This is a genomic window from Streptomyces sp. NPDC005303, from assembly GCF_040607335.1.
In the GTDB taxonomy this organism is placed as follows: Bacteria; Actinomycetota; Actinomycetes; order Streptomycetales; family Streptomycetaceae; genus Streptomyces.
The window spans coordinates 56,295-73,992 of the sequence record NZ_JBEXGM010000038.1 but is presented as its reverse complement, the minus strand read 5'-3'; the positions used below and the strand labels follow the sequence as shown (position 1 = coordinate 73,992).

The 17,698-nt window shown below is 68.7% G+C and carries 9 protein-coding genes, 1 tRNA gene and 1 rRNA gene; 10 read left to right on the top strand and 1 reads right to left on the bottom strand.

Annotated features, from left to right (window positions below; genetic code table 11):
- Window positions 1-56 precede the first annotated feature (56 nt).
- From rrf to ABZT93_RS35020, 3 genes are all read left to right on the top strand, one after another.
- Window positions 57-173: ribosomal RNA gene (rrf, locus tag ABZT93_RS35030) — 5S ribosomal RNA — on the top strand.
- A 114-nt stretch (window positions 174-287) separates the two neighbouring features.
- Window positions 288-950, top strand: coding sequence for a DegT/DnrJ/EryC1/StrS family aminotransferase (locus ABZT93_RS35025; protein WP_356112281.1), 663 nt, complete (start codon window positions 288-290; stop codon window positions 948-950).
- Between the two features lie 73 nt (window positions 951-1,023).
- A tRNA-Thr gene (locus ABZT93_RS35020) sits at window positions 1,024-1,099 on the top strand.
- Window positions 1,100-1,146: 47 nt separating this feature from the next.
- On the opposite strand, the gene ABZT93_RS35015 is transcribed toward ABZT93_RS35020, so the two are convergent.
- Window positions 1,147-3,900, bottom strand: a complete 2,754-nt coding sequence (locus ABZT93_RS35015; RefSeq protein WP_356112273.1) for a SpoIIE family protein phosphatase — start codon at window positions 3,898-3,900, stop codon at window positions 1,147-1,149.
- A 396-nt stretch (window positions 3,901-4,296) separates the two neighbouring features.
- Here ABZT93_RS35015 and ABZT93_RS35010 point away from each other — a divergent pair, with 396 nt between their 5' ends.
- From ABZT93_RS35010 to ABZT93_RS34980, 7 genes are all read left to right on the top strand, one after another.
- The gene (locus ABZT93_RS35010; protein WP_356112271.1) at window positions 4,297-9,768 is read left to right on the top strand and encodes a HAMP domain-containing protein; all 5,472 of its coding nucleotides are present in this window, start codon (window positions 4,297-4,299) and stop codon (window positions 9,766-9,768) included.
- Window positions 9,769-10,012: 244 nt separating this feature from the next.
- Entirely contained in the window at window positions 10,013-10,696 is a 684-nt protein-coding gene (locus ABZT93_RS35005; RefSeq protein WP_356112269.1) for a response regulator, read from the top strand.
- A 143-nt stretch (window positions 10,697-10,839) separates the two neighbouring features.
- Window positions 10,840-13,563, top strand: a complete 2,724-nt coding sequence (locus ABZT93_RS35000) for a DNA translocase FtsK (protein WP_356112267.1) — start codon at window positions 10,840-10,842, stop codon at window positions 13,561-13,563.
- A gap of 244 nt (window positions 13,564-13,807) precedes the next feature.
- Complete coding sequence (locus ABZT93_RS34995) at window positions 13,808-14,644, top strand: helix-turn-helix domain-containing protein (RefSeq protein ID WP_356112266.1); 837 nt, start codon at window positions 13,808-13,810, stop codon at window positions 14,642-14,644.
- Window positions 14,645-14,737: 93 nt separating this feature from the next.
- Window positions 14,738-16,231, top strand: coding sequence for a 30S ribosomal protein S12 methylthiotransferase RimO (gene rimO, locus ABZT93_RS34990; RefSeq protein WP_356112264.1), 1,494 nt, complete (start codon window positions 14,738-14,740; stop codon window positions 16,229-16,231).
- On the top strand, window positions 16,228-17,058 hold the full coding sequence (gene pgsA, locus ABZT93_RS34985; protein ID WP_356112262.1) for a CDP-diacylglycerol--glycerol-3-phosphate 3-phosphatidyltransferase: 831 nt from the start codon (window positions 16,228-16,230) through the stop codon (window positions 17,056-17,058). The genes rimO and pgsA overlap by 4 nt, the downstream gene beginning before the upstream one ends.
- On the top strand, window positions 17,055-17,600 hold the full coding sequence (locus ABZT93_RS34980; protein WP_356112260.1) for a CinA family protein: 546 nt from the start codon (window positions 17,055-17,057) through the stop codon (window positions 17,598-17,600). Before pgsA ends, ABZT93_RS34980 begins: the two co-directional genes overlap by 4 nt.
- The last annotated feature ends 98 nt before the right edge of the window (window positions 17,601-17,698 follow it).

Below are 17,698 nucleotides of genomic sequence, written 5' to 3'. Positions count from 1 at the left end.
ACTGTGTTAGTTCTGAGGCAACGACTGTGTCTTTTTCCGGTCGAACTTCATAGTGTTTCGGTGGTCATAGCGTGAGGGAAACGCCCGGTTACATTTCGAACCCGGAAGCTAAGCCTTACAGCGCCGATGGTACTGCAGGGGGGACCCTGTGGGAGAGTAGGACACCGCCGAACAATCATTCAAAGGGTTGGATCCTGAACTTCGGTTCAGGGTCCAACCCTTTTTTGTTGTGCGTCACTTGAAGTTCACGTTGCGCAACCACCATCCGCAGCATGGGTACTGCTGCAATGCTCAGGGCCGCCGGCGTCGGAGTCGGTGACGAGGTCGTCGTACCGGCCTTCGGGAACGTGGAGGTCGCCGAGGCGGTGACACTCACGGGTGCGCTTCCGGTGTTCGCGGACATACATCCGGTCAGCTACTGCCTTGACGCGTCCGCTGTCGAAGTGGCCGTGACTCCGCGGACAGCGGCCGTCGTTGTCGTACACCGATTCGGGCGGCCGGCCGACATGGCGCGGCTCCTCGCGGTCGGGCGGCGGCACGGGTTGCTGGTGCTGCAGGAGGGCGAGTCGGAGGCGCCGTACGACGAGGTCGCTCAGCGTCGGGAGCGGGCCTGCTATCTCGACGGCAAGTTGCGTGGGGTGCGCACGCCCGATGGCGGGGACGGGCACACCTATCAGCAGTACGTCGTGCGCGTCCCGGGTAATGGGCGGCCGGACCGGGACGCTTTCGCCCGGGCTTTGCGGAGCAAGGGAGTTGAGTGCCGGGTGCCGGTGAAGACCCCCGTGCACCGGCTGCCCGAGTTCCGGCGTTGTGTGTCGCTGCCGGAGACCGAGCGGGCCGCCGACGAAACGCTTGCGCTGCCGGTGGACGCCTCGCTGACCAAGCGGGACATGCAGCGGGTCGTGGCCGCGTGCAATGCGCTCGGGGGACTGCTTCAGCCCGCTTTCTGAGCGAGTTGGGAGCACGGGTCTGCTCGGGGTATGATCTATTCCGTTGCCGCGAGGGAAACCTCGAAAGCGACAGGCCCCCTTAGCTCAGTCGGCAGAGCGTCTCCATGGTAAGGAGAAGGTCAACGGTTCGATTCCGTTAGGGGGCTCCAGCCAAAAGGCCCCGCCCATTCGGGCGGGGCCTTTTTCGTGTTCTCGCTCAGTCCCTCTGCAGGCCCGGGACGCGCATCGCCAGGATCGCCATGTCGTCGGACGGGGCGTCGGAGGCGAAGCGTTCGACCGCACGCATGATGCGGGCCGCGACCGCGCCGGCCGTCAGGCCCGTGCAGGTGGTGAGGACGTCGGCGAGACCGTCGTCGCCCAGCATGCGGGTGCCTTCCCGGCGTTCGGTGACGCCGTCCGTGACACAGAGGAGGACGTCGCCCGGGTCGAGTGTGACCGTCTGCTCGTAGAGCTCCAGGTCGTCCATGACGCCGAGGAGCGGCTGGGGCTCGGCGGCCGGTTCCACGGTGCCGTCCTGGCGCAGGCGGAGGGGGAGCGGGTGGCCGGCGCAGACGACCTTCAGGCGGGCGCTGCCGTCCTCCTGCGGCCACAGCTCGCCGTAGAGGAGGGTCAGGAAGCGGCTGCGGGCGCCCTCGTCGAGGATCGCGTTGTTCAGGCGCTCAAGGACCGCCGGGCCGCTCAGGCCCTCCCTGGCCAGCAGACGCAGGGCGTGCCGTGCGAGGCCTGTCACGGCGGCCGCGTTCGGGCCCGTGCCGCAGACGTCGCCGATGGCGAAGCCGTACGCGCCGTCGCTGATGGGGAAGAGGTCGTAGAAGTCGCCGCCGACCTCGTTGCCCTCGCCGGCCGCGCGGTAGATGACTTCGACCTCGACGCCGTCGATCTCGGGCAGCTCGGGCGGCAGGAGGCTGCGCTGGAGGGACTGGCTGATGGCTGTGCGCTCGGAGTAGAGGCGGGCGTTGTCGAGGGCGAGGGCGGCCCGGCGGGACAAGTCCTCGGCCAGTTCCAGGATTTCCTGGCGGAAGTGTTCGTCGGCGGGCTTGCCGAGGGTCAGCATGCCGATGACGCGGTTGCGGGCGACCAGCGGGAGGACGACGGTCTCACCGCCCACGGCGGAGGCCGTGGCGAGCGTGGGGCCGATTCCGGAGGCGAGCTGGCGGGTGGGGCCGCCGTTGAGGCCGAGGCTGCGCATGGAGCTGCGCAGGGCCGCCTGGTGGGCCGCTTCGCCGGGGGCCGACCAGACGCGGGCGCCGGGGGTGGGGACCGGGTCCGGGGGCTGGATCTTCGAGAGCAACGACTTGATGCCGTCGATGAGTTCCTCGTCCTCGTGCAGGACGTACGACAGATAGGGATCCGAGGACGGGTCGGCGATCGTGTAGACGGCGCACCAGGTGGCCAGGGTGGGGACGGTCATCTGGGCCATGAGGGCCAGCGTCTGGTCGCGGTCCAGGGTGCCGGCGAGGAGGTCGGAGGCCTCGACGAGGAAGCTCAGGGATCCGCGGCGCAGGCGTTCGAGTTCGCCCAGGCGGGCCGACTCGACGGCCAACGCGATGCGGTCGGCGGCGAACTGGAGGCGCAGGGCTTCTTCGTTGGAGTATCTGCCGGGTCCCTCCGCGGCCACGCCCAGGGAGCCGGTGAGGCGTCCTTCCACCTTCAGGGGAACCGTGACGACCGAGCGCATGCCGGTGCCGCTCAGGAGCGGGACGGCGCCCGGTACGGCCGACAGGTCGTCGTGGACGGCCGGCATGCGGGCGGAGCTGTAGCGGCCGGGGCCCGCCTCGACGGGCACGCGTGCGAAGCGCTGGCGGGCGGAGGGCAGGCCGGTGGAGGCACGGACCTCCAGTTCCGTCTCGTCGTCGGTCGCGAGGAGCAGGAAGGCGGAGTCACCGTCGAGCATGTCGCGCGCGCGTTCGACCGTGCGCTGGAGGAGGCCGTCGAGGTCGTCCGGGGCCGGCGAGCCGATGAAGACCTCGAAGGGGTCGGTGCTCTGGCCGTCGGAGGAGGTGTTCGTGTCGGAGGCGGCGCCGCGCAACGGCGTCTGGAGTACGGCCCGTTCGTGGTCGCGCACCAGGAGGCAGACCGTGGAGGGCTCGCCGCCGGTGTCGCGGACGCGCAGGTGGGAGGCGTAGACCGAGGTGATCCGGCCGTTGGCTGCCCTTATGCCGTAGCTGCCCTCCCAGCGCGAGAGCTGGAGCGCCTCGGCGATTCCGGTGCTGGTGCCCGGGGTGTGCGGCCAGGCCGCGAGGTCCGTCAGCGGCTTGCCGATGACCTGCTCGGCGGCGTAGCCGAAGAGTTCCTCGGCGTCCTCGTTCCACGAGGTGATGGCGCACGTACGGTCGATCTGTACGACGGCGACGCGCACGCGGCCGTCGGCCAGCGGGAGGAGGTCCGCGGGCAGGGACGGTCCTGCCGTGCGGGTGCCCACCCGGCGTTCGGGGAGGTCGAGTTGGAACCAGACCTGCTTCTGGGTGGGGGTGTAATCGACGCCCCAGCGTCCGGCGAGAGCGGCGCAGAGCTGGAGGCCGCGGCCGCCCTCGCGGTCGAGGTTGCCCATGTTGACCGCCTGCCCCTGGAGGGGGATCTCCCGTTCGGGGTAGCGGTCGGCGACCTCGATCCGCACACCGTCGTCACTTCGCAGGCACAGAACGTCGGCGGAGGTGCCGGCGTGCACCACCGCGTTGGTGACGAGCTCGCTGGTGAGGACCACCGCGTCGTCGACGATGTCGGCGAAGCCCCAGCCCTGGAGGGTGTCGCGGACGAAGGAGCGGGCGGTCGCTACCGATCGTCCGACAGGCTCGAAGCTGGCGGCCGCGCGCGCGGTGATCACAGAACTCCTCGACCGGTTGTCGACGTGCAGGGCTGCCTGGCCGACCGGCTCGTGCCGCTGCTGCGGCAGACCGCCCGTCGGCCGGGGATCCGGGTTCTGTCCCCCGGGGATCAGTCCGGTGGTCATGTGTGCGGCCGCCCTCCGATGCCCGCTCGTGCTCGTGCCACCGCCCAGACCGGACGGACCGGCTCGGCTGGACAGCCGCATGCAAGGTTACTTACCTTCGACGGCCATGCGGATGCCGGTCTGCAGTGTTTCCGTCCGGAGGGTGTGCGGACGATGTGCGAAGCTGCCGAACTGTTATGGCCGGGTTCAACCAGGGTGAAACACTGGGCAGGCTCCTGAAGAAGATTCGGGCAGGCCGAGTGGCTTGAGCGTACGGCGGGCAGCAGCCCGTGGTGCGGCTTTGCGTGCCTGGTTGAAATATCGCAGTAGTAAGCAGAAGCACGCGGCCGCAACCGGTGTGCCGCGCGGTACCACCCGAGCACAGCAGTAACGGTCGACCCCTGCGGGAGGGACACAGTGGAGTCTGGCGCAGCGACGCGTGGCACCAAGACGCGCGCGAAGGGCGGACAGTCCGCGAGCGGCCAGCGCAAACCGCGGGGTGGGACCACCGCGGTGGACACGGCTGCCCTGGACCGGCTGATGACGGCGCTGGTCTCGATGCGGGACGGGAACTTCCGCAAGCGGCTCACGGTGTCCGGCGACGGCGTGATGTCGGAGATCGCGGCGGTCTTCAACGAGGTGGCCGACCGCAATCTGCATCTGACGGGTGAGCTGTCCCGGGTGCGGCGCATGGTGGGCCGTGAGGGCAAGCTCACAGAACGGCTGGAAACAGGCGCCTGTGAGGGCTCCTGGGCGTCCGCCATCGATGCCTCCAACGCGCTCGTGGACGATCTCGTACGGCCCGTTTCCGAGGTCGGCCGGGTGCTGTCCGCGGTGGCGGAGGGCGATCTGTCGCCCCGTATGGAGCTCAGGACCCAGGCGCCGGACGGGACCGGGCATCCGCTGCGCGGGGAGTTCCTGAAGGTCGGGCGGACTGTTAACAACCTTGTCGATCAGCTGTCGACCTTCACCGACGAGGTCACCCGTGTGGCCAGCGAGGTCGGTACCGAGGGCAAGCTGGGCGGCCAGGCACGCGTGCGTGGCATGTCGGGTTCCTGGAAGGACCTGACCGAGTCCGTCAACACGATGGCGTACCGGCTGACGGCCCAGGTACGGGACATCGCGCTGGTCACGACCGCGGTGGCCAAGGGTGACCTGTCCCGCAAGGTCACGGTCCACGTGGCCGGCGAGATGCTGGAGCTGAAGAACACCGTCAACACGATGGTGGACCAGCTCTCCTCCTTCTCCTCCGAGGTGACCCGCGTCGCGCGCGAGGTGGGTGTCGAGGGCGAGCTCGGCGGTCAGGCGCAGGTGCCGGGTGTGGCCGGGGTGTGGAAGGACCTCACCGATTCGGTGAACCTCATGGCCGGCAACCTGACGGCCCAGGTGCGCGGGATCGCCCAGGTGACGACGGCGGTCGCCAGTGGTGACCTGTCGCAGAAGGTGACGGTCTCCGCACGCGGCGAGGTCGCGCAGCTCGCCGACACGATCAACCAGATGACCGAGACGCTGCGGATCTTCGCGGACGAGGTCACGCGCGTGGCCAACGAGGTCGGTGCCGAGGGGCAGCTCGGCGGGCAGGCGAACGTGCCGGGTGCGGCGGGGACGTGGAAGGATCTCACCGATTCGGTGAACACGGTCTTCCGGAACCTGACCACACAGGTGCGGGACATCGCCGCGGTGACGACGGCGGTGGCCAACGGTGACCTGTCGCAGAAGGTCACCGTGGACGTGGCCGGCGAGATGCTGGAGCTGAAGAACACCGTCAACGGGATGGTGGACCAGCTGTCGGCGTTCGGTGCCGAGGTCACGCGTGTGGCGCGCGAGATCGGTGTCGAGGGTGAGCTGGGCGGTCAGGCCCAGGTGCCGGGGGCCGCCGGTACGTGGAAGGACCTGACCGACTCCGTCAACACCGCGTTCAGGAATCTCACCGGACAGGTGAGGAACATCGCCCAGGTGACGACGGCGGTGGCCAACGGTGACCTGTCGCAGAAGGTCACCGTGGACGTCTCCGGCGAGATGCTCCAGCTGAAGAACACCGTGAACACGATGGTGGACCAGCTCTCGGCCTTCGCCGACCAGGTGACGCGGATGGCCCGGGACGTGGGCACCGAGGGCCGGCTGGGCGGTCAGGCCGTCGTACCGGGTGTGTCCGGGACGTGGAAGGAGCTCACCGACTCCGTCAACTTCATGGGTGGCAACCTCACCTCTCAGGTGCGGCAGATCGCCCAGGTGACGACCGCGGTGGCCCGGGGTGACCTGTCGCAGAAGATCGACGTGGACGCGCGCGGCGAGATCCTGGAGCTGAAGAACACCATCAACACGATGGTCGACCAGCTCTCCGCCTTCGCCGACCAGGTGACCCGGGTGGCCCGCGAGGTGGGCACGGAGGGACGCCTCGGCGGACAGGCACAGGTGCCCGGCGTGGCCGGCGTGTGGCGCGACCTCACCGACTCCGTGAACGGAATGGCAGGAAACCTTACTGCCCAGGTGCGCAACATCGCCCAGGTGGCCACCGCGGTGGCCCGGGGTGACCTGTCGCAGAAGATCGACGTGGACGCGCGCGGCGAGATCCTGGAGCTGAAGAACACCCTCAACACGATGGTCGACCAGCTCTCCAGCTTCGCCGACCAGGTGACCCGGGTGGCCCGTGAGGTGGGCACCGAGGGCATCCTCGGCGGCCAGGCCGAGGTGCAGGGTGTCTCGGGCACCTGGAAGGACCTCACGCAGTCCGTGAACTTCATGGCGAACAACCTGACCATTCAGGTGCGCAACATCGCCGAGGTCACCACCGCGGTCGCCAAGGGTGACCTCTCCAAGAAGATCACCGTCGACGCGAAGGGCGAGATCCTCGAGCTCGTCACCACCGTCAACACGATGGTCGACCAGCTGTCGTCCTTCGCCGAGCAGGTGACCCGGGTGGCCCGTGAGGTGGGCACCGAGGGCCAGCTGGGTGGTCAGGCGCGGGTTCCGGGTGTCACGGGCATCTGGAAGGACCTCAGCGACAATGTGAACCTGATGGCCAACAACCTGACCATGCAGGTGCGCAACATCTCCCAGGTCGCGAACGCGGTCGCCAATGGTGACCTCACGCGGACGGTGACGATCGAGGCGCGCGGCGAGGTCGCGCAGCTCGCCGACACCTTCAACACCATGGTGAAGACGCTGAGTTCGTTCGCCGACCAGGTCACCAAGGTGGCCCGCGAGGTGGGCACGGACGGCATCCTGGGCGGTCAGGCGCGGGTGCCCGGTGTGGCCGGCACCTGGAAGGACCTCACCGAGTCCGTGAACCAGATGGCGTCCAACCTGACCGGTCAGGTGCGCAACATCGCCATGGTGACCACGGCCATCGCCAAGGGTGACCTGACCAAGAAGATCGACATCGACGCCCGCGGCGAGATCCTGGAGCTGAAGACGACCATCAACACGATGGTCGACCAGCTGTCCTCCTTCGCCGAGGAGGTCACCCGGGTCGCCCGCGAGGTGGGTACCGAAGGACAGCTCGGCGGCCAGGCACGCGTGCGTGACGTCGACGGCACCTGGCGCGACCTGACCGAGTCCGTGAACGAGATGGCAGGAAACCTCACCCGTCAGGTGCGAGCCATCGCGCGCGTGGCGACCGCGGTGACCCGGGGCGACCTGAACCTGAAGATCGACGTGGACGCTTCCGGCGAGATCCAGGAGCTCCAGGACTACATCAACAAGATGATCGCCAACCTGCGCGACACCACCATCGCCAACAAGGAGCAGGACTGGCTCAAGGGCAACCTGGCCCGTATCTCGGCGCTCATGCAGGGCCGCCGGGACCTGGAGGACGTGGCCTCGCTGATCATGAGCGAGCTGACGCCGGTGGTGACCGCGCAGCACGGCGCGTTCTTCGTCGCGATGCCGCTCCTGGACGGCAAGGACATGAGCGCCGAGGCGGAGGAGCACTACGAGCTGCGGATGCTCGGGTCGTACGGCTACTCGATGGGCTCCATGCCGACGTCGTTCCGGCCGGGAGAGGCGCTCATCGGGACGGCCGCCGAGGAGAAGCGCACGATCCTGGTGGAGAACGCGCCCAGCGGCTATCTGAAGATCTCCTCCGGTCTCGGAGAGGCGCCGCCCGCGCAAGTGATCGTCCTCCCGGTGCTGTTCGAGGGCAAGGTGCTCGGCGTCATCGAGCTCGCGTCCTTCACACCCTTCACGCAGATCCAGAAGGATTTCCTCAACCAGATCGCCGAGATGATCGCGACCAGCGTCAACACCATCTCCGTCAACACCAAGACGGAGGTGCTGCTGAAGCAGTCGCAGGAGCTGACCGAGCAACTGCGCGAGCGGTCGGCCGAGTTGGAGAACCGGCAGAAGGCCCTCCAGGCATCCAACGCCGAGCTGGAGGAGAAGGCCGAGCTGCTGGCCCAGCAGAACCGCGACATCGAGGTCAAGAACACCGAGATCGAGGAGGCGCGGCAGGTCCTGGAGGAGCGCGCCGAGCAGCTCGCCGTGTCCATGCGGTACAAGAGCGAGTTCCTGGCCAACATGTCGCACGAGCTGCGGACACCGCTGAACTCGCTGCTGATCCTCGCCAAGCTGCTCGCCGACAACGCGGACTCCAACCTCACGCCCAAGCAGGTCGAGTTCGCCGAGACCATCCACGGCGCGGGCTCCGACCTGCTCCAGCTCATCAACGACATCCTCGACCTGTCGAAGGTCGAGGCGGGCAAGATGGACGTGTCCCCGACGCGTATCGCGCTCGTTCAGCTCGTGGACTACGTGGAGGCGACCTTCCGGCCGCTGACCGCGGAGAAGGGCCTGGACCTGTCCGTGCGGGTCTCGCCCGAGCTGCCTGCCACACTGCACACCGACGAACAACGGCTGCTCCAGGTGCTGCGGAACCTGCTGTCCAACGCGGTGAAGTTCACCGACTCCGGGGCTGTCGAGCTGGTGATCCGGCCGGCCGGTCGGGATGTGCCGGTGGCGATCCGGGAGCAGTTGCTGGAGGCCGGTTCGCTGCGCGACCCCGATGCCGATCTGATCGCGTTCTCGGTGACCGACACCGGGATCGGTATCGCGGCCAGCAAGATGCGGGTGATCTTCGAGGCGTTCAAGCAGGCCGACGGCACGACCAGTCGCAAGTACGGCGGTACGGGACTGGGGCTGTCGATCTCGCGGGAGATCGCGCAACTGCTCGGCGGAGAGATCCACGCGCAGAGCGAGCCGGGGCGCGGATCGACGTTCACGCTGTATTTGCCGCTGCACCCCAGCGAACTGCCGCCGCAGGGTTACCAGCAGTCCATGCCCGCCCTGGAGGCCGGTGACCTGGTGGCGTCCAGGTCGGAGAACGGGCTGTCCGGGGTCGAGGTCGAGACACCGGCCGAGGTGAAGTCGTACCAGGAGACGCAGAACGGTGCCGCGGCGCTCTTCCGGCGCCGCCGCAGGACCGCCCCGGCCCTCGAACAGCGGATCGGACAGCCGGACCAGTGGTCCGCGGTGGAGCACCAGGCCGCGCCGCAGCCGCGCCGGGGCATCCGGTTCGGCGGGGAGAAGGTGCTGATCGTCGACGACGACATCCGCAACGTCTTCGCGCTCACCAGCGTCCTCGAACAGCACGGACTGTCGGTGCTCTACGCGGAGAACGGCCGTGAGGGCATCGAGGTGCTGGAACAGCACGAGGACGTGGCGGTCGTCCTGATGGACATCATGATGCCCGAGATGGACGGTTACGCGACGACCAACGCGATCCGCAGGATGCCGCAGTTCGCCGGGCTCCCGATCATCGCGCTGACCGCCAAGGCGATGAAGGGCGACCGGGAGAAGGCCATCGAGTCGGGCGCCTCCGACTACGTCACCAAGCCGGTCGATCCCGATCATCTGCTGTCGGTGATGCAACAGTGGATGCGGGGGGAGTGATGAGAATCGGCGAAGTTCACGCGGAGTTGCTGACTCAGTGTGCCCGACGCCGTGTAGAAGTACGGGATTCGGGGAACCTTCTGGTCTCCCGCTACGTTTCTGCTACGTGCACAGTGACATCACGGTGACAGGGTGTGTCGACAGACAGGGTGCGGCTACGATGACCGGCACAAGGACGGGCGGCGAAAGGGAGTCGTCCCCAGGGGCGGCACCCGGTGCACATCCGGGGCGAGGAGGGCGGGCCATGGTGCAGAAGGCCAAGATCCTCCTGGTCGATGACCGGCCGGAGAATCTGCTGGCGCTGGAGGCCATCCTCTCCGCGCTCGATCAGACACTGGTGCGGGCATCGTCCGGGGAGGAAGCGCTCAAGGCACTGCTCACGGACGACTTCGCGGTGATTCTGCTGGACGTCCAGATGCCGGGCATGGATGGTTTCGAGACCGCGGCGCACATCAAACGGCGGGAGCGGACCCGGGACATCCCGATCATCTTCCTGACCGCCATCAACCACGGTCCGCATCACACCTTCCGGGGGTATGCGGCGGGTGCGGTGGACTACATCTCCAAGCCGTTCGATCCGTGGGTGCTGCGCGCGAAGGTCTCGGTGTTCGTCGAGCTCTACATGAAGAACTGCCAGCTGCGGGAGCAGGCGGCGTTGCTGCGGCTCCAGTTGGAGGGCGGCGGAGGCAAGACGGCGGTCGGGGACGCGAAGGAGCCGGCGGGTCTGCTCGCCGAGTTGTCCGCGCGGCTCGCGGCGGTCGAGGAGCAGGCCGAGGCGCTGTCCAAGCAGCTGGACGACGAGTCCGCTGACGCGGCCGCGGTGGCCACCGCGGCCCATCTCGAACGCAAACTCACCGGGTTGCGGCGGGCGCTGGACGCGCTGGAGCCGGGCACCGGGAGTTCGCCGTCGGTGACCTCGCAGAACTGAGCCGAACCGACGGGAGGCGCAAGTGATCCCGTGTCTCACGCGGGTGAGCCCGCGTCAGCTCGGCACCTCCCCGGTAGCGACACGAACGGGTGAAGCAGTGGCCACACGTGTCCGCGGGCGTCTCCACCGGTAACCTCACACTCATGGCCTCACGACCCTCCGCAGCCAAGAAGCAGCCCACCAAGAAGGCTGCCGCTCCCGCGAAGGGTCCGGCGAGGAAGGCGCCTGCGAAGAAAGCACCGGCGAAGAAGGCGCCCGCCAGGAAGGCCGCGGCGAAGAAGGCCGTCCCGCCGAGGCCGGCGCCCAGCCCGACCGGAGGCGTCCTCCGGCTCATCCGCGCCGTCTGGCTCGGCATCGCCCATGCCGTCGGCGCGGTGTTCCGCGGAATAGGGCAGGGCGCGAAGAACCTCGACCCCGCGCACCGGAAGGACGGCGTGGCACTGCTGCTGCTGGGCCTCGGCCTGATCGTGGCCGCCGGTACCTGGTCGAACCTGCGCGGCCCGGTCGGCGACCTCGTCGAGATCATCGTGACCGGCGCCTTCGGCCGGCTCGACCTGCTCGTGCCGATACTGCTCGCGGTCATCGCCGTACGGTTCATCCGGCACCCCGAGCAGCCCGAGGCCAACGGCCGGATCGTGATCGGCCTGTCCGCGCTCGTGATCGGCGTGCTCGGCCAGGTGCACATCGCCTGTGGCTCACCCGCCCGCAGCGACGGCATGCAGGCGATAAGGGATGCCGGCGGACTCATCGGCTGGGGAGCGGCGACTCCGCTGACGTACACCATGGGCGAGGTCCTCGCCGTACCGCTGCTCGTGCTGCTGACGGTCTTCGGGCTGCTCGTCGTCACGGCCACCCCGGTCAACGCGATTCCACGGCGGCTGCGGGAGCTCGGTGTGCGGCTCGGGATTCTCCCCGACCCGGCGGAGGACGAGTTCGGCGAGGACGACGAGCGCTACGACGAGCAGTGGCGCGAGGCGCTGCCCGCGCGCGGACGCAAGCGAGGTCCGGCGCCCGAGTCGTACGACCCCGACGGAGCGGAGCAGGAGGCCCTCTCGCAGCGGCGTGGGCGCCCCCGGCGGTCCGCGGTGCCCCAGCCGGCGATGGACCGGCGGATGGATGCCGTGGACATCGCCGCGGCCGCCGCCGCGGATCTGGACGGCGTCGTCATGCACGGCCTGCCGCCGTCGCCGCTGGTCGCCGACCTCACCCAGGGCGTCAGCGTGGGCGACCGGGTGGAGACGACCCCGGTACCCACTCCGGTGCCGGCCGCGCGGCCCAAGGAGGGGGCGCGTCCGAAGCAGGAGAAGCTCAAGGTCGAGGTCGCCGACCTCACCAAGCCCGCTCCCGAGGCTCCGGGCGAACTGCCCGCGCGCGCGGAGCAGCTCCAACTGTCCGGTGACATCACCTACGCGCTGCCCTCCCTCGACCTCCTGGAGCGCGGTGGCCCGGGCAAGGCGCGCAGCGCGGCCAACGACGCCATAGTCGCGTCCCTGACGACCGTCTTCACCGAGTTCAAGGTCGACGCCGCCGTCACCGGCTTCACGCGCGGGCCGACGGTCACGCGCTACGAGGTCGAGCTCGGGCCCGCGGTGAAGGTCGAGCGGATCACCGCGCTGGCCAAGAACATCGCGTACGCCGTCGCCAGCCCGGACGTACGGATCATCAGCCCGATCCCCGGCAAGTCCGCGGTCGGCATCGAGATCCCCAACACCGACCGGGAGATGGTCAACCTCGGTGACGTGCTGCGGCTCGCGGCGGCCGCCGAGGACGAGCACCCCATGCTGGTCGCGCTCGGCAAGGACGTCGAGGGCGGCTATGTCATGGCCAACCTCGCGAAGATGCCGCACGTGCTCGTCGCCGGAGCCACCGGTTCCGGTAAGTCCTCGTGCATTAACTGCTTGATCACTTCCATCATGGTCCGCGCGACCCCCGAGGACGTGCGCATGGTCCTCGTCGACCCCAAGCGCGTGGAGCTGACGGCCTATGAGGGCATCCCGCACCTGATCACACCGATCATCACCAACCCCAAGCGGGCCGCCGAGGCGCTCCAGTGGGTCGTACGGGAGATGGACCTGCGCTACGACGACCTCGCGGCGTACGGGTTCCGGCACATCGACGACTTCAACGAGGCCATCAGGAACGGCAAGGTCAAACTGCCCGAGGGCAGTGAGCGCGAGCTCCAGCCGTACCCGTATCTGCTGGTGATCGTCGACGAGCTCGCCGACCTGATGATGGTCGCCCCGCGGGACGTCGAGGACGCGATCGTACGGATCACGCAGCTCGCGCGCGCGGCCGGCATCCACCTGGTGCTCGCCACCCAGCGGCCGTCGGTGGACGTCGTCACCGGTCTGATCAAGGCGAACGTGCCCTCGCGGCTCGCCTTCGCCACCTCCTCGCTCGCCGACTCCCGGGTCATCCTCGACCAGCCGGGTGCCGAGAAGCTGATCGGCAAGGGCGACGGGCTGTTCCTGCCGATGGGCGCCAACAAGCCCACCCGTATGCAGGGCGCCTTCGTGACCGAGGAAGAGGTCGCGGCGATCGTGCAGCACTGCAAGGACCAGATGGCGCCCGTCTTCCGGGACGACGTCGTCGTCGGCACCAAGCAGAAGAAGGAGATCGACGAGGAGATCGGCGACGACCTCGACCTGCTGTGCCAGGCGGCCGAGCTGGTCGTCTCCACGCAGTTCGGGTCGACCTCCATGCTCCAGCGCAAGCTGCGGGTCGGGTTCGCGAAGGCTGGCCGGCTGATGGACCTGATGGAGTCCCGGGGCATCGTCGGCCCCAGCGAGGGGTCCAAGGCTCGTGACGTTCTTGTGAAGGCTGACGAGCTGGACGGCGTGCTCGCGGTCATCCGCGGGGAGGCTTAGAGAGAGTCCAAAGCGGGTCCGGCCACCGTTGTTCGATCGTGACTCACCCGTAAGGGATCATCGAGCAACCGTTTCCCTTCGGCACACGTCAAGTTGAGGGAAGCAAAAGGCTGCTGCCCCACCATCGGCGTGTTCGGCCATTCCGATGGCGTACAAAGTCCACCGCCCGGTTGCCCCACTCTTTCGCACCCCCCCTAGACTGAACCTCCAGCACAGGTGGCTTAAACGCTCGAAAGGCGCCCCCGTGTCCATCGGCAACTCCCCTGAAGACGAGCGTCCGTTCGAAGACGACCCGCAGGAAGCCCAACTCTCCGTCGGCCGCGCCCTGAAACAGGCGCGGATCGCGGCCGGGCTGACCGTCGACGACGTCAGCAACGCCACCAGGGTCCGCATCGCCATCGTGCACGCCATCGAGGCGGACGACTTCGCCCCGTGCGGTGGCGATGTGTACGCCCGGGGCCACATCCGGACCCTGGCCAAGGCCGTCCATCTGGATCCGGCCCCCCTTCTGGACCAGTTCGCCGCCGATCACGGCGGCGGGCGCCCGGCCCCGACCCCGGCCGCCCCGCTGTTCGAGGCGGAACGCATCCGTCCCGAGCGCCGCGGGCCCAACTGGACCGCGGCCATGGTCGCCGCGATCGTCGCCGTGGTCGGCTTCGTCGGGTTCACCGCCTTCAAGGGCGGCGACGACGGCGGGACGTCACAGGTCGCCGACGGCACCACGCCCGCCACCAGCAAGTCTCCGACGCCCAAGTCCGACAAGACCCCCAAGGACCCGAAACCCACGCCGTCCGACAGCGCCATCGCGGCAGCACCTCAGGACAAGGTGACCGTGCAGGTCAGCGCCGCCGACGGCAAGAGCTGGATCCTCGCCAAGGACCACAACGGCCGGACCCTGTTCGACGGACTGCTCACGCAGGGCGACTCCAAGACCTTCCAGGACAGCGACAAGATCAACCTCGTCCTCGGTGACGCCGGGGCGATCCAGCTGTACGTGAACGGCAAGAAGATCGACGACGACTGGCAGCCCGGAGCCGTGGAGCGGCTGACGTACACCAAGGGTGACCCTCAGGTCGGATAGCTCTCGGTTCGTTTTCTCGCTGTGAAGGGGTTGGCCAAGATCGGCCAACCCCTTCGACGTGGGGTGTCAGTGGGACGAAGTAGTCTTGAGCCCATGCCTGAACGCCGTACCGTCGCACTCGTCACTCTTGGCTGCGCCCGCAACGAGGTGGACTCGGAGGAGCTCGCAGGCCGTTTGGAGGCGGACGGCTGGGATCTCGTGGAGGACGCCGCCGACGCGGACGTCGCCGTCGTCAACACCTGTGGCTTCGTCGAGGCCGCCAAGAAGGACTCCGTCGACGCCCTCCTGGAAGCCAACGATCTCAAGGGACACGGCAGAACCCAGGCCGTCGTGGCGGTGGGCTGCATGGCCGAGCGGTACGGCAAGGACCTCGCCGAGGCCCTGCCGGAAGCGGACGGGGTGCTCGGCTTCGACGACTACGCCGTCATCTCCGACCGGCTGCAGACGATCCTCAGCGGCGGCATCCACGCCGCCCACACCCCGCGCGACCGGCGCAAGCTGCTGCCGATCAGCCCCGCCGAGCGCCAGGAGTCGGCGGCGTCCGTCGCGCTGCCGGGCCATGGCCCCGCCGAGGAAGCTGTTCCCGCCCCCGCCGACCTTCCCGACGGCCTCGCCCCGGCTTCGGGCCCCCGTGCGCCCCTGCGCCGCCGTCTGGACGGCTCCCCGGTCGCCTCGGTGAAGCTCGCCTCCGGCTGCGACCGGCGCTGCTCCTTCTGCGCCATCCCGTCCTTCCGCGGCTCCTTCATCTCCCGCCGCCCCTCGGACGTGCTGAACGAGACGCGCTGGCTGGCCGAGCAGGGCGTCAAGGAGATCATGCTGGTCTCCGAGAACAACACGTCGTACGGCAAGGACCTCGGGGACATCCGCCTGCTGGAGTCCCTGCTGCCCGAACTCGCCGACGTGGCCGGCCTCGAACGCGTGCGTGTCAGCTACCTCCAGCCCGCCGAGATGCGGCCCGGTCTGATCGACGTGCTCACCTCCACGCCCAAGGTCGTGCCCTACTTCGACCTGTCCTTCCAGCACTCCGCCCCCGGTGTACTGCGCGCGATGCGCCGCTTCGGTGACACCGACCGCTTCCTGGAGCTCCTCGACACCATCCGCGGCAAGGCCCCCGAGGCCGGCGTGCGCTCCAACTTCATCGTGGGTTTCCCGGGCGAGACCGAGGCCGACCTCGCCGAGCTGGAGCGGTTCCTGAACGGGGCGCGACTGGACGCCATCGGTGTCTTCGGGTATTCCGACGAGGAAGGCACCGAGGCGGCGACGTACGACAACAAGCTCGACGAGGACGTCGTCGCCGAGCGGCTGGCACGTGTCTCCCGGCTCGCCGAGGAACTCGTCTCGCAGCGCGCCGAGGAGCGCGTCGGCGAGACCGTGCAGGTGCTGGTCGAGTCGGTGGACGAGGAGGGTGTGTACGGCCGAGGCGCGCACCAGGCGCCGGAGACCGACGGCCAGGTGCTGCTCACGAGCGGCGAAGGTCTGAGTGTCGGTCGTATGGTCGAGGCGAAGGTGGTCGGTACGGAAGGTGTCGACCTGGTGGCCGAGCCGCTCGACGGCCCGCTCGCGTGTAGTGAGGAGGCGGGCAGATGACCGGAGTCCCGGCGTCCGCTGCAGGTGGCCCCTCCGCCGCGAAGGGCGGACCGGCGGGCGCTGCCGTGTCCGGCGTGGCACCGGACGCCCCCTCGGACGCGGTCTCCGGTACGGCTGCCGAGGTGCGCGCCAGTGCCCTCCCCGAGGTCGGGATCGTTGCCGGAGCGGCTTCGGAGACCGACGGCGACTCCGGTGCGAAGCCCGCGCGCGGGGGAAAGATCGCGGCCGCGGCCGTCAACCAGGCCAGCGTCTGGAACATCGCCAATCTGCTGACCATGCTCCGGCTGGTCCTCGTGCCCGGCTTCGTCGCCCTGATGCTGGCCGACGGCGGACACGACCCGGCGTGGCGCTCGTTCGCCTGGGCGGCCTTCGCGATCGCCATGATCACCGACCTGTTCGACGGGCACCTGGCACGCGCCTACGACCTCGTCACGGACTTCGGGAAGATCGCCGACCCCATCGCCGACAAGGCGATCATGGGTGCGGCGCTGATCTGTCTCTCCGGGCTCGGCGACCTGCCCTGGTGGGTGACGATCGTCATCCTCGGCAGGGAACTCGGGATCACCCTCCTGCGTTTCCTCGTCATCCGGTACGGCGTGATCCCGGCGAGCCGTGGCGGCAAGCTCAAGACCCTCAGCCAGGGCATCGCCGTAGGCATGTACATCCTGGCGCTGACGGGGTGGCTGGCCACCGCGCGGTTCTGGGTGATGGCTGTGGCGGTCGTACTGACCGTCGTGACCGGGCTCGACTATGTGAGACAGGCCATTGTGCTGCGCAGGCAGGGAATCGCCGAGCGCAAGGCGGCGTTGGAGGAGACGGAAGCGTGAATTCCCCAGCCGCCCAAGTGGTACGACTACTCACCGTGAAGGGTCAGACGCTCGCGGTCGCCGAGTCGCTCACGGGTGGACTGGTAGCGGCGGAAATCACAGCGACACCCGGCGCGTCCCAGGCGTTCCGGGGCTCGGTGACGGCCTACGCCACCGAGCTCAAGCGTGAGCTGCTGGGTGTCGACGCCACCCTGCTGGACCAGCGAGGTGCGGTGGATCCGCAGGTCGCGGCCCAGATGGCGGCGGGAGTGCGTAAGGCACTCGGCGCCGACTGGGGCATCGCGACCACCGGAGTCGCGGGTCCCGAACCACAGGACGGCAAGCCCGTCGGGACGGTCTTCGTGGCTGTGGAAGGGCCCTCCGTCAGCGCTTCCGAAGCAGCGGGTGGCGGGAAAGTGACCGCGCTGCGGTTGAACGGCGACCGCGCGGAAATTCGTATGGAGAGTGTACGGAGCGTACTCGCACTCCTTCTTGAGGAGCTTGCGAGCGAACAGACCGGGAATGAGCGGACACAGGATACGGAACGGAACGGGGGGTTTTGATGTTTGCAGCCCTGAGTGAACACGACATCGCTCCCCGCACGGCCGCGGCGCAAGGCGGTACGGTGGGGCGTGAAGGATGCGGCTACGCGGTCCGAGGA